The sequence below is a fragment of the Williamsia maris genome, assembly GCF_024171815.1.
In the GTDB taxonomy this organism is placed as follows: Bacteria; Actinomycetota; Actinomycetes; order Mycobacteriales; family Mycobacteriaceae; genus Williamsia_A; species Williamsia_A maris.
The window spans coordinates 39,167-52,795 of sequence record NZ_JAMTCJ010000001.1 but is presented as its reverse complement, the minus strand read 5'-3'; the positions used below and the strand labels follow the sequence as shown (position 1 = coordinate 52,795).

Annotated in this window: 8 protein-coding genes; 1 reads left to right on the top strand and 7 read right to left on the bottom strand. The window is 68.0% G+C overall.

Going from position 1 to position 13,629, the window contains the following annotated elements:
* Positions 1-6: 6 nt before the first annotated feature.
* Genes LX13_RS00215 through LX13_RS00205 form a run of 3 tightly spaced genes read right to left on the bottom strand, consistent with a single transcriptional unit; the run spans position 7 to position 3,257 of the window.
* Positions 7-918: an alpha/beta hydrolase gene (locus LX13_RS00215; protein ID WP_253659319.1), complete on the bottom strand. Its 912-nt coding sequence runs from the start codon at positions 916-918 to the stop codon at positions 7-9.
* Positions 915-1,742 carry an SDR family NAD(P)-dependent oxidoreductase gene (locus LX13_RS00210; protein WP_253659318.1) on the bottom strand — a complete coding sequence of 276 codons (828 nt, stop codon included), beginning with the start codon at positions 1,740-1,742 and terminating at the stop codon, positions 915-917. Before LX13_RS00210 ends, LX13_RS00215 begins: the two co-directional genes overlap by 4 nt.
* Before the next feature lie 15 nt (positions 1,743-1,757).
* On the bottom strand, positions 1,758-3,257 hold the full coding sequence (locus tag LX13_RS00205; protein ID WP_253659317.1) for a flavin-containing monooxygenase: 1,500 nt from the start codon (positions 3,255-3,257) through the stop codon (positions 1,758-1,760).
* Between the two features lie 70 nt (positions 3,258-3,327).
* On the opposite strand from LX13_RS00205, the gene LX13_RS00200 reads away from it, so the two are divergent.
* Positions 3,328-3,930: a TetR/AcrR family transcriptional regulator gene (locus LX13_RS00200; protein ID WP_253659316.1), complete on the top strand. Its 603-nt coding sequence runs from the start codon at positions 3,328-3,330 to the stop codon at positions 3,928-3,930.
* Here LX13_RS00200 and LX13_RS00195 read toward each other — a convergent pair whose 3' ends face one another.
* The 4 genes from LX13_RS00195 to LX13_RS00180 all read right to left on the bottom strand — a co-directional run bounded on the left by LX13_RS00195 (position 3,931) and on the right by LX13_RS00180 (position 13,612).
* Positions 3,931-7,788 (bottom strand): multifunctional oxoglutarate decarboxylase/oxoglutarate dehydrogenase thiamine pyrophosphate-binding subunit/dihydrolipoyllysine-residue succinyltransferase subunit, encoded by a 3,858-nt coding sequence (locus LX13_RS00195; protein WP_253659315.1) that lies wholly within the window; start codon positions 7,786-7,788, stop codon positions 3,931-3,933.
* A gap of 189 nt (positions 7,789-7,977) precedes the next feature.
* Positions 7,978-11,808: an ABC transporter ATP-binding protein gene (locus LX13_RS00190; RefSeq protein WP_253659314.1), complete on the bottom strand. Its 3,831-nt coding sequence runs from the start codon at positions 11,806-11,808 to the stop codon at positions 7,978-7,980.
* Positions 11,805-12,566, bottom strand: coding sequence for a hypothetical protein (locus tag LX13_RS00185; protein WP_253659313.1), 762 nt, complete (start codon positions 12,564-12,566; stop codon positions 11,805-11,807). The genes LX13_RS00190 and LX13_RS00185 overlap by 4 nt, the downstream gene beginning before the upstream one ends.
* Positions 12,563-13,612: a glutathione S-transferase family protein gene (locus LX13_RS00180; protein WP_372499767.1), complete on the bottom strand. Its 1,050-nt coding sequence runs from the start codon at positions 13,610-13,612 to the stop codon at positions 12,563-12,565. Before LX13_RS00180 ends, LX13_RS00185 begins: the two co-directional genes overlap by 4 nt.
* Positions 13,613-13,629: the final 17 nt, after the last annotated feature.

Sequence of the window (13,629 nt, the reverse complement as noted above, 5' to 3'; positions counted from 1 at the left end):
ACGCGATCAGGCCAGATGTGAGCGCAGAAAACCACCGAGGTGGTCGACGGCGTCGGCTGCCTCGCGGAGCATGCCTGCCTGCTGGTGCCCGACGTGCCAGAGCCGCGGGAACTCCATCAGATCGACCTCGACGTCGGACGCGCGCAGCTTCTCGGTGAACCGGATCACCTGGTCGTACAACGCCTCCCGCTCACCGATGTGCACCACCGTCGGAGGGAGCCCGGTCAGGGTGCCGTGCAGCGGCGCATAACCGGGGTCCGTCGGATCACCGTCGGCGAGGTAGGCCGCCGCGCAGAACCGTGACCACCGCCGGTTGACCACCGAATCGGTCGACCACGTCTCGTGGCTGTCGTCGCCGGGGTCGACCCACGGCGAGATGAGGCCCAGCGCCGCGGGGCGCAGATCGTGGTCGTCGACGAGTCGGCGCGCGGTGGCGACCGACAGTCCGCCGCCCGCGGAGTCGCCGGCCACGGCGACCGTGTCCGGGGAGAACCCGTGGTTGTCGACCAGGTCGCGGAACGCCGCCACCGCATCGTCGACGGCGGCCGGGTACGGATCCTCCGGCGCGAGCCGGTAGTCGATCAGGTACAGCGCGGCGCCGGTCACCGCGGCGAGGTGCGCGGCCAGATGGCGATGCGAATGCGGCGACCCGAGCGTGTACCCACCGCCGTGCAGGAACAGCACGGCACGGTCGGTCTCGCTGGCGCCCACCGTCACCCGCTCGGTCGGACGACCACCCAGGGTGAGGGTGCGAACGACGGTGTCGCGGGGCAGTGGCTCGATGTCGAGCGCGCGGTCGGCCGCGGCACGTTGCAGAGACAGCGGCAGACTCGGGTGGAGCATCGCCCGGTACATCAGCCGGGTGAGCGGCTCGACCACACCGATGGGGAGCTTGGGGCCGGCGGGCGTGTACGTCATCGCGGCTTCAGCATCGAGCCGCTGACCTTCGCGGTCACCGCCTGGTACTTCGAGGCGGTCAGCCGCACGACGAGGTCGAGGATCTTCGCGTCGGCGCCCACGAGGACACGCGCACGGTCCTTCTCGACCGCGTTGATGATGATCTCCGCCGCGCGCGGAGAGGTCGTCCGGGCCAACTTCTTGTCGAACATCGCGGCGAACTGCGCCGCGTCGCTGCCGTCGGCGACGGTGGCGTTGCGGGCGATGGCGGTCTTGATGCCACCGGGGTGCACGCAGGTCACCTTCACGTTGTGTCCGGCGAGCTGCATCTCCTGGTTGAGCGACTCGGTGAAGCCGCGCACCGCGAACTTCGCCGCGTTGTAGGCGCTCTGACCGGGGATGGCGAGTATGCCGAACAGCGAGGAGGTGTTGACGATGTGGCCGTCACCGGAGGCGATCACGTGCGGCAGGAACGCCTTGGTGCCGTTGACGACTCCCCAGAAGTCGACGTCCATCACGCGCTCGTAGTCCTTGAACGAGGTCTGCTCGACCTCGGCGTGGTGCGCGATGCCCGCGTTGTTGAACACCACGTTGACCTTGCCGTAGTGGGCGACCACGGTGTCGGCGTACTCGAGCACCGACTCACGCTCGGCGACGTTGAGCAACTGCGAATGGACCTGCGCGCCGCGGCTCTCGAGCATGGCCACCGTCTCGTCGAGACCGATGGGGTTCATGTCGGAGATGGCGAGCTTGGCACCCTTGGCCGCCAGCTGGAGCGCGAGGTCGCGTCCCATACCCGAGGCGGCACCGGTGATGACCACGACCTTGCCGGCAAAGTTCTTCACGGTGTCAGTTCCCCTTCAGGATTTCGCGTCGGCGGTCGCGGTGACACGTGTCGTGTCGTAGGCCGCGATGTCGAAGTTCTTGGTGGCCTTGCGGTAGTTGAAGGTGAAGCCGGGCCACAGCGTGGTGATGTTGCCGAACTCGTCCTTGTACCAGCTCGCGCAGCCGCCGTTCTCCCAGACGCTGGTCGACAGCGTCTTCTGGATGGACTTGTTGTAGACCTTCTCGTCCTCGGCGCGGACCTCGGTGCGGGTGATGTCGTTGCGCTGGGCGGTCTTGAGGAAGTCCACCAGGTAATTCAGCTGCGACTCGATCATGAACACCATCGAGGTGTGGCCCAGTCCGGTGGCCGGACCGACCATCAGGAACAGGTTCGGGAACCCGTGGATCATCGAGCCCTTGTAGGCCTTCATGCCGGACTTGGCCCAGCTCTGCGCGAGGCTGTCGCCGTCCTTGCCCACGATGTGTTCGAACCCGGGGGAGTCGGTGACGTGGAAGCCGGTGGCGACCACGATCGCGTCGACCTCACGGGTCACGCCGTCCTTGGTGACGATGCCGGTCGGGGTGACGTGATCGATGCCGTCGGTGATGACGTCGACGTTGTCCTGCCCGAGCGCGGGGTAGTAGGTGTTCGACAGCAGGATGCGCTTGCATCCCACCTTGAACTTCGGGGTGACCTTGTCGCGCTTGACGGCATCGGAGATCCCGCGGCGGATGTTGGCCTTGCCCGCGGCGTGCGCGGGGCGCAGGACGTTGGGCCGGTGGGTGAGTCCGTAGGACACGAGCTCGTGGGCCAGGTAGATGCCGGTGCGCGAGAGACGCTGTACGCCGGGCACATTGCGGAACAGCCAGTGCTCGAGACCGGTGTACTCACGGTCGGCACGCGGCAGCACCCACGGGGCGGTGCGCTGGTAGACGTCCATGTGCCCGATCTTGGGGGCGAGCTCGGGGATGATCTGGATGGCCGAGGCGCCGGTGCCGATCACGGCGACACGCTTGCCGGTCAGGTCGACGTCGTGGTTCCAGCGTGCGGAGTGGAAGATCTCGCCCTCGAAATCGGCGATGCCGGTGACGTCGGGGAGTCGCGGCTCGCACAGCGGGCCGATGGCGCCGATGAGGATCTCCGCGCGGACCTGCGAGGCGCCGGTCTCGGGGTGGGTGATGTCGACGATCCAGCGGTTGTCGGTCTCGTTCCACACCGCGTTGGTGACCTCGACGCCGAACTTCGTACGACGGTGCAGCTCGTTCTTCTCCGCGACCGCGTTGATGTAGGCGTGGATCTCGGCCTGCTTGGAGAACGACCGCGACCAGTTGGGGTTCAGCTCGAACGAGTAGGAGTAGAGGTGCGAGGGCACGTCGCAGGCGGCACCCGGGTAGGTGTTGTCGCGCCAGGTGCCTCCGAAGTCGGAGCCGCGGTCGAGGATCAGGAAGTCCTCGAAGCCGTTCTGCTGCAATTTGATTGCAGCACCCATGCCGGAGAAGCCGGCGCCGACGATTGCGATCTTGACATCGTTCATGGGTACGATCCTACACCCTATTGACGACCCGTCAATAAGCTATTGACACCAATTCAGTACACTCGTCTCCATGACGCAGGCCAAGCGCACACGGATGAGCCCGGAGGCTCGGCGTGAGCAGCTGATCGAGCACGGGATGTCGATGCTCGCCGACCGCACGTTGGATCAGGTCACCATCGATGCCATCGCCGAGTCGGTCGGTGTGTCCCGCGCGTTGCTGTTCCACTACTTCGAGTCCAAACAGGACTTCCACGTGGCGATCGCCCGTGAGCAGAGCCGACAGATGTTGGCGTGCACCGAGCCCGATCTGACGCTCGCGGACCCGATGTTGATCCTGCGTGGGTCCATGTCGGCGTTCGTGGAGTACGTCTCCGAACACCGGCACGTCTACGTCACCCTGCTGCGCGGGGCGATCGGAGCCGACCCGGCGATGCAGGAGGTCTTCGAGGAGACGCGATCGGTGATGGCCGAGCGGGTGTTGGCCCAGGCCTGGACACTCGACCTGCGGCCGACGCCGCTGGTGCGGATCGCCGTCGACGGCTGGATGGCGTTCGTCGAGGAGGTCACCGTCGCGTGGCTCACCGGCGACGACGACATCGAACGCGAACACCTGCTCGACCTGATCACCTCGTCGCTGCCGCTGCTCGGGGGAGCAGCGGCAGCGAGTGAGTGACTAGCCGAAGGCCTTGTCGATGATCTCCTGCTGCTCGACGGCGTGGACCTTGCTCGATCCCGACGACGGTGCCGACATCGCGCGACGCGACACCCGCTTGAGCGACGAGAAGTACTCGGGCAGGACCTCGGGGAGGTTCAGACCGAAGAACGGCCACGGCCCCTGGTTCGCCGGCTCCTCCTGAACCCAGAAGAACTCCTGCACGGCCGGGTACTGCTCCAGGATCTGGCCCAGTCGGCGATGCGGGATCGGGTAGAGCTGCTCGATGCGGATGATGGCGACATCCTCGCGGCCCTCCTTCTCCTTGCGCGCGGCGAGTTCGTAGTAGAGCTTGCCGCTCACCATGAGAACGCGGGTGACCTTGTCGCGCACCTTCTGATCGGTGATGGACGGGTCGTCGATCACCGACTTGAACTTGCCCTCGGTGAAGTCCTCGACCGGGGAGACGGCGGCCTTGTTGCGCAGCATCGACTTCGGCGTGAAGACCACGAGCGGTCGGCTGATGCCGTCGAGCACGTGACGACGCAGCAGGTGGAAGTAGCTGGCCGGTGTGGACGGGACGGCCACGGTCATCGAGCCCTCGGCGCAGAGCAGCAGGAACCGCTCGATCCGGCCCGAGGTGTGGTCGGGTCCCTGGCCCTCGTGGCCGTGCGGCAACAGCAGCACCACGTCGGAGAGCTGACCCCACTTGGCCTCGCCCGAGGAGATGAACTCGTCGATGATCGACTGCGCGCCGTTGACGAAATCGCCGAACTGCGCCTCCCACAACACGAGTGAGTCGGGGTTGCCGACGGAATAGCCGTACTCGAAGCCGACGACCGCGAACTCGCTGAGCGCCGAGTCGTACGCGTTGAACCGTCCGCCGGAGCGCTCGCCCTCGGTGGACACGAGCTGGTTGAGCGGCGTGTACTCCTCGCCGGTCTTGCGGTCGATGATGACCGAGTGCCGCTGGCTGAACGTGCCGCGACGCGAGTCCTGGCCGGACAGACGCACCGTGCGCCCCTCCTCGACGAGCGAACCGAAGGCGAGCAGTTCGCCGAACGCCCAGTCGATGTGGCCCTCGCGGGACATCTCCTGGCGGCGGGTGAGCACCGGCTTGACGCGCTGGTGGACCGAGAAACCCTCCGGCACGTTGCCGAACGCATCGCCGATGGCCTCGACCGTCGCGCGGTCGATGCCGGTCATCAGCTTGGTCGGCAGAGTCTGGTCGGACTCGACCGACGGGCTCGGCGCCGCCTGGTACTTCTCGAGTTCCTTGACCTCGTTGAACACCCGCTCGAGCTGGCCCTGGTAGTCGCGCAGGGCGTCCTCGGCCTCCTTGGTCGAGATGTCGCCACGACCGATCAGCGCCTCGGTGTAGCTCTTGCGGACGCCGCGCTTGGTGTCGATCACGTCGTACATGGCCGGCTGCGTCATCGAGGGGTCGTCGCCCTCGTTGTGGCCGCGGCGGCGGTAGCAGACGAGGTCGATCACGACGTCCTTGTGGAAGGCCTGCCGGTAGTCGACGGCGAGTTTCGCGGCCCACACGCAGGCCTCGGGATCGTCGCCGTTGACGTGGAAGATCGGCGCACCGATCATCTTGGCGACGTCGGTGCAGTACTCCGACGACCGCGAGTGCTCGGGTGCGGTGGTGAAGCCGACCTGGTTGTTGACCACGATGTGGACCGTGCCGCCGGTCTGGTAACCGGGCAGCATCGCGAGGTTCAGGGTCTCGGCGACCACGCCCTGGCCGGCGAATGCGGCGTCACCGTGCAGGGCGAGCGGCAGCACCGTGAAGGCGTCGTCGCCACGGTCGAGCAGCTCCTGCTTGGCGCGCACCAGTCCCTCGAGGACCGGGTCGACGGCCTCGAGATGGGACGGGTTGGCGGTCAGCGAGACGTTGATCTCGTTCTCGCCGAACATCTGGTAGTACTTGCCCTCGGCTCCGAGGTGGTACTTCACGTCACCCGAACCGTGTGCCTGCGACGGGTTCAGATTGCCCTCGAACTCGGTGAAGATCTTCGAGTACGGCTTGCCGACGATGTTGGCCAGGACGTTGAGCCGGCCGCGGTGCGGCATGCCGACGACGACCTCGTCGAGGCCGTGTTCGGCGCTCTGGTCGATGACGCCGTCCATCATCGGGATGACCGACTCGGCACCCTCGAGCGAAAAGCGCTTCTGCCCGACGTATTTGGTCTGCAGGAACGTCTCGAAGGCCTCGGCGGCGTTGAGCTTGGACAGGATGTACTTCTGCTCGCCGATCGGCGGCTTGGCGTGCTTGATCTCCACCCGCTCCTGCAGCCACTGCTGCTGCTCGGGTTCGAGGATGTGGGTGTACTCCACCCCGACGTGGCGGCAGTAGGCGTCGCGCAGCACCGACAGGATGTCGCGGAGCTTCATCGTGTCCTGGCCGTGGAAACCGCCGACCTTGAAGTCCCGGTCGAGGTCCCACAGCGTCAGGTCGTAGGTCAGCACGTTGAGGTCGGGGTGTGCGGTCCGGGCATCGGAGTCGATCATCAACGGATCGATGTCGGCCATCAGATGGCCCCGGTTGCGGTACGCCGCGATCAGTTCCAGCACCCGTGCGTTCTTGTCCACGGCGGGCGACGCGATGTCCTTGCGCCAGCGGATCGGCTCGTACGGGATGTGGAACGCGGTGAAGATCTGGTCGAAGAACGCGTCCTCGAGCAGCAGGTTGTGGATCGTCCGCAGGAAGTCGCCGGACTCCGCACCCTGGATGATGCGGTGGTCGTAGGTCGAGGTCAGCGTCATCAGCTTGCCGACGCCCATCTCGGCGATCCGCTCGTCGCTGGCCCCCTGGAACTCGGCGGGGTACTCCATCGCGCCGGCGCCGATGATCGCGCCCTGGCCCTTCATCAGACGCGGCACCGAGTGCACGGTGCCGATGGTGCCGGGGTTGGTGAGCGAGATGGTGACGCCCGCGAAGTCGTCGGCGGTCAGCTTGCCGTCACGGGCGCGCCGGACGATGTCCTCGTACGCGGCGTGGAACTCGCCGAACTTCATGTTCTCGGTGTGCTTGATGGCCGCGACGACCAGCGAGCGGCTGCCGTCCTTGCCGGGCAGGTCGATCGCGAGACCGAGGTTGATGTGGGCGGGCGAGACCGCGTTGGGCTTGCCGTCGATCTCGTCGAAGTGGCGGTTCATGTTCGGGAACGCCTTGACCGCCTGGACGATCGCGTAGCCGAGGATGTGGGTGAACGAGATCTTGCCGCCACGCGTCCGCGCGAGGTGGTTGTTGACCACGATGCGGTTGTCGATCATCAGCTTCGCCGGGATCGCACGCACGCTGGTGGCCGTGGGGATCTGTAGCGACAGCGCCATGTTCTTGGCGACGGCGGCGGCCGCGCCGCGCAGGATCTTGGAGCTGTCCTCGTTCTGCACGGGGGCGTCACCGGAGGGCTTGGTCTCCGACTTCGACGACGTCGCCCCGTTCTTCGCGGCCGTGTCCTTCTTGTCGGTCGACTCCTTCTTCGGCACCGTGCCCTTGTTCGGGTTCGGGGCCTTGCTGACGGCCTTCTCGACCGGGACGGTCTTGGTCGCCGGCGAGGTGCGGGTCGACGGAGGCGTGATGTTGCTACCCGCGGAACTGTCGCGGCTCTGCACCGCCTGCCCGGATGCGGCCTTCGTCGCGGGAGCCTCGCTCACCGCGCTGGCCGGGGCGTCGGCACCCTTCTCCGGGGCGGCCGACGACGCCACGGGCTTGCTTGCCCCGGTGCCGTTGCCCCCCTTGGGAGCTCGCTTCCCCGCGCCGTTGCCGTTCGTCGCGGCGCCGTCCTCGGTCTTCGGCTCGTAGCCGGCGAGGAACTCGTGCCAGCTCGCGTCGACCGAGTCCGGGTCTTCGCGGAATCGCTGGTACATCTCGTCTACCAGCCACTCGTTCTGTCCGAAGTCTGAAACCGAACTGCTGCTCACGGCAGAATCTCGCCTCTATTCCCTGATTGATCTGTGTGTCTGGTGGGCCCGGTTGTACAACAACGCCTGACCACCAAAGGTTAGTCCCCGCTCACACACGATGCACACGGACCTGTCGTCGTGGATCGGTGCCGCTCAGCGGAGTGTCGAGGCGCCGTCGACTCGTGTGACACCCGCGTCCCAGAGCTCGCGGTACTTCCCGTTCAACGCGAGTAGGTCGCCATGGGTTCCGAGCTCGGTGATCCGACCGTCGGCGACCACCGCGATCCGGTCGGCGCGGGCAGCGGTCGCCAGACGATGGGCGACGATCACCGACGTCCGCGACCCGGTGAGATGTCTGCCCGCGGCGAGCACCTGGCGCTCGGTGGCCTGGTCGAGCGTCGCGGTCGCCTCGTCGAGCAGGAGGAGGTCGGGATCGACGAGTTCGGCCCGGGCGAGCGCGATGAGCTGACGTTGCCCGGCGGACAACCCCTGGCCACGCTCACCGACGCGGTGCAGCATGCCGCCGCGCAGTCCGGCGATCATGTCGACCGCACCCACCGCGGCGGCCGCGGCGGTGATCCGGTCACGGTCGGCGTCGGGTCGGCCGTAGGCGATGTTCGAGGCGACCGTCCCGGTGAACAGATGTGGCTCCTGGGGGACGACGCCGAGACGGGACCGGTAGCGGTCCAGCGGGTAGTCCCGGATGTCGCGACCGTCCATGCGTACCGAGCCCGAGGTCGGGTCGTAGAAACGGGCGAGGAGCTTGACGATCGTCGACTTGCCCGCACCGGTCTGGCCGACCAGGGCCAGCGAGCTCCCGGCGGGCAGATCGATCGACACCCCGCGCAGGGCGTCGTCGGTCGCGGTCTCGTACCGGAACCGGACGGCGTCGAGACCGGCGTGACCGCTGAAGTGGGCGCCCGTCTCGACCGTGGACTTCACCGCGGGATCCGCATCGGCACCGACGGCGACGCTGCTCTCGGTCCGCAGCAGGTCCCCGATGCGGCGCAGGCCCACGACCGCCTGCTGATAACCGTCGAACACCTGCGAGAGCTGCTGAACCGGCCCGAACAGCATGCCGAGGTAGAGGACGAACGCCACGAGTGTGCCCGCGCCGGTCGCCCCGGTGCTCACCTGGTGCGCCCCGAATGCGATGACGCCGGCCGTCGCGAGATCCGACGTGAGGGTGATGAACGGGAAGTACAGCGAGATGGCCTGCTGGGACACCATCCGTGCCCGGACGTACTCGGCGGCGCGGCCGGCGAACCGGGCCTCGGCGGGCTCGGTGTGCCGGTAGAGGATGGTGGTGCGCAGCCCGGCGACGTTCTCCTGGAAGTCGGCGTTGACAGTGCTGACCAGTTCGCGCGAGCGGGTGTAGGCGCGCGAGGAGACCCGCTGGAAGATCACCGTGGCGACGATCAGCGGCGGGAACACCAGCAGCATCAGGGCGCCGAGACTCGGGTCGGTGAACACGAGCGCGACCGCGACCCCCACGATCGTCAGCACCGCGACCACCGCGGTGGACAACCCGGTCTGCAGGAACGACGACAACGCGTCGATGTCGGTGGTCATCCGCGTCATGATCCGACCCGACAGTTCGCGCTCGTAGTAGTCCAGGCCGAGGCGTTGCAGATGGGCGTAGCTGCGGATGCGCAGGGTGAACAACACGCGTTCACCGGCCCGCGAGCTCATGATCGTCATCAGTGACGTCGCGACCCAGCCGACGGCGACCAGCGCCAGGCCCACGCCCGAGGCGATCCACAGCGAGGTCAGGTGCTCGGCGGTGGCGGCGTTGACCCCGATCCGCGCGATGGAGGGGAACGCCAACCCGACGAGGGTGTCGACGGCGATGGCGACGATGGCCCCGGCGAGCAACCAGCGCACGGGGGAGAGCATGCGGCGCAACGAGAATTGCGGATCGTGGGCGCGGGCGGCCGCGACGTCGATGTCGGGTTCCTCGGTCGCGGGCGGCAGTGCCGCCACCGCGTCGAGGACCGCAGGGGTCGCGGGCATCGAGCCCAGCGCGCCGGCGACACCGCCGCCACCGCCGCCGCCGCCGCCGCGTCGACCCGCGCGGGCGGGGACGCTTGCGCCGGCCCGGGCCCCGAAGCCGCTGCCGTCGGTGGAGGTCGACTCCAGGGCGGACGGCCAGAGCGCGTCGTCCGCGGGGGTCTCATGTGTCATCACCACGTCGGAGTCGAGATCGTCGGCCGGGTCGGCGGTGTGCGACATCAACGAACGGAACAGTGGGCAGCGCGCGTCGAGTTCCTCCGGCGTGCCGGTGTCGACGACAACGCCGGCGTCGACGACCACGACACGGTCGGCGAGGGTCAGCGTCGACCGTCGGTGGGCGAGCAGGATCATCGTGCGACCCGGCGAGCTGCGCAGCGAGCCGAGGATGGCGGCCTCGGTGGTGGCGTCGACCGCCGAGGTGGCGTCGTCGAGGACGAGCAGCGGGGGATCGGCGTAGAGCGCCCTGGCGACGGCGATGCGTTGTCGCTGTCCGCCCGAGAGGGTCAGTCCGCGTTCGCCGACGACGGTGTCGTACCCGTCGGACAGGGCGGTGATGAAGCCGTGGGCGCTGGCGCGGCGCGCGGCCTCCATCACGCGTGCACGACGCGGTGCGTCCGGGACCTCGCCGGTCTCGTCGGATTCCGGACCGAGCGCGATGTTCGCCGCGATCGTGTCGGAGTAGAGGAACGGCTCGTCGACGACAACCCCCACGGTGGCGTGCAGCGCGTCGGGGGACAGGCCCGCCACGTCGAGAACGCTGCCGCCCGAGATCAGTTCGACCGCTCCGCTGCGCGGACGGTGGACCCCGCCGATCAACGCGGCGATGGTGGACTTGCCGGATCCGGGCGGCCCGACGACGGCGACGCACTCACCGGGCCCCACCTCGAGATCCAGCCCGGAGAAGACCTCGCGCCCTCCGTCGGCGGGGTCGTCGTCGAACCCGAAGTGCACGTCGCGCAGCCGGAGTCCGACCGCGCCCGCGGGAACGGTGCGGGTGTTGGCCAGCGCGGGATCGGCCGGGTGGTCGATGACGTCGTAGACGCGCTCGACTGCGGCGCGCGCCAACTGCGCGGAGACGATGAGATTGGTCAGCAGTCGCGCCAGCGACGTCATCGTCGTGATGTAGGTGGCGAAGGCCAGGAACGTGCCGACGGTGATGTCTCCGCGGGCGGTCAGGTATCCGCCGAGCGCGATGACCCCGACCATCGCGACCTGGGGGATCGCGCCCATGGTCGGGGTGAAGCGTGAGTTGATCGCCGCGGCCCGCATCCGTTGCGAGAACAGCCGTCGGCCATGACCGACGAGCTCGTCGACCGAGCGTCCCTCCTGGCCAAATCCCTTGACCACCCGGACGCCGGTCACCGTCTCCTCGACGTGTTGGGCGACGTCGGCCGCGGACTGCTGGGCCGACCACGTCGCGGCGAACAGGGCCTTGCGGGTCCGGAACGCGACCACCGCCACCGCCGGGATGACCAGCAACGCGACGAGCGTGAGCAGCGGCGAGAGGTAGGCCATCACGCAGAACGCCAGAACCACTTGGACCACCGCGCCCAACGACAGCGGCACCATCGCCAGCAGCCCCTGGACCAGCTGGAGATCCGAGATCGACCGCGACACGACCTGTCCGGTGCTGATCGAGTCCTGCGAGGCGCCGTCGAGGCGGAGCAGGGTGCTGAGCAGCCCACGACGCAGGGTGTTCTGGACGGTCAGCGACAGGCGACCTGCGGTGAGTCGACGGACGTACTGGGCGCCGAATCTGATGACACCCAGACCGGCCAGCGCCGAGGCGATCGCCGCGATCGAGAAACCGTGCGAGGCGACACCGGTCGCGTCGTCGATGGCCGCCTTGGTGAGCAGCGGTGCGCCCAGGTCGATCAGGACGCCGACGCCGGTGACCGCCAGGGTGATGGTGACCAGCGCCCGGTTGCGCAGACACTCGGCAACCAGTCGCGCTATCCAGCCACCGTTCACCGATCTCCCGTGTCGATCGCCGCCTGACCGTGCGCCGATCCGTCGACCACGGTGCCGTCGACGATCCAGTTCGTCGGGGCGGGACCGAACGCCGTGCGGGAGTTCTCGATGATCTTCTTGCCGAGCATGCGGTTGCCGACACCTCCGACGGCTGCACCCACGCCGGCCGGGAGGAGTTTGCCGACCATCAGCGGGGCCCGACGGGCCGCGTACTTCTTGATCAGCTTCTTCATCAACGCCTTGTTCAGGTTGCGTAGTGCCGGGGTGGGGATCGCCCCGCCGGCCACGCGACCGAGCGCATTGTTGCTCTTGGTGCCCAACGCCTTACCGAGAGCGAGCACTCCCTGCTCGCCGAGGACGACCGCGAGCACCAGTGTCTTGCGGCGTTCGCTGTGGTCGATCGGGATGCCGTGCACCTCGGCGACCGCGAGAGCCAACAGCGACGACGCCTCGACGAAGAAGGCCGACTCGCCGCCGAGGGCGGCGATCGAGGCGATGGTGCCGACCCCGGGCACGGCGGCGGCCGCGCCGACGGCGCCTCCGGAACCCATGACCGCCGTCAGGTACCGCGATTCGAGGCGGTCGATGATCTGTGCCGGGGTGTCGTGCGGGTTGGCGTCGCGCAGTCGACGGACGTACGCGGCGACGGCCGGCGCCTGCAGCCGTTGGGCGCGGTCGATGATCGACACGATCGCCCCCGAGCCGCCGGACTGCTTCTCGACCGCGGGGGGCGTCGAGCCGAGATCCGACGAGCTCATCGGGGCGCCGAGTCCTGTGCCGCGACGACTTCGCCCTCGACCGGGGGCGACGGCGGGGTGCCGTCACCGAACGGGCGACCACCCAGTTCCTCGCGATGGTGCGGGGTGTTCCATCCGCGCAGATCGGGGCCCTGAGGCACGATGCCGGTGGGGTTGATGTCGCTGTGCACGATGTAGTAGTGCTGCTTGATCTGGGTGAAGTCGGTGGTGTCGCCGAAACCCGGTGTCTGGAACAGGTCCCGCGCATAGGCCCACAGGACCGGCATCTCGGAGAGCTTGGAGCGGTTGCACTTGAAGTGCCCGTGATAGACGGGATCGAATCGGGCCAGCGTCGTGAACAGTCGGACGTCGGCCTCGGTGATCGTGTCGCCGACGAGGTACCGCTGGGTGGCCAGGCGGTCGCTGATCTTGTCGAGATGACTGAAGAGCCGCGCGTAGGCGCGGTCGTAGGACTGCTGGCTGCCTGCGAACCCGCAGCGGTAGACGCCGTTGTTGATCTCGGTGAACACCCCGGCGTTGACCTCGTCGATCTCGGCGCGCAGGTGCTCGGGGTACAGCTGCGGGGCGCCGTCCCGGTGGTGATCGGTCCACTCCAGGGAGAAGTCGATGGTGATCTGCGGGAAGTTGTTGGTCACCACCTGACCGGTGGGTACGTCGACCATCGCGGGCACGGTGATGCCCTTGGGGTAGTCCGGGAATCGCGCCAGGTAGGCGTCCTTGAGTCGCGGGATCTGCAACACCGGGTCGAGTCCGCCCGGGTCGAGGTCGAAGGTCCAGCTGTCGGCGTCGTGCGTGGGGCCGCACAGTCCCATCGAGATCGCACCCTCGAGCCCCAGCAGGCGTCGGACGATGATCGCGCGGTTGGCCCACGGGCACGCCCGGGCCACGACCAGGCGGTAACGGCCGGCCTCGACGGGATAGCCGTCGGCCCCGTCGCGCGTGATGCGGGTCTCGATGTAGTTGGTGTCGCGGACGAAGTCGGCGCCCGGCTCGACGTACTTCCCGGGATTCGACTCGGTGGCGGTGTCGTGGGTACTCATCGCCATCCAGATTAGCCCGTGCG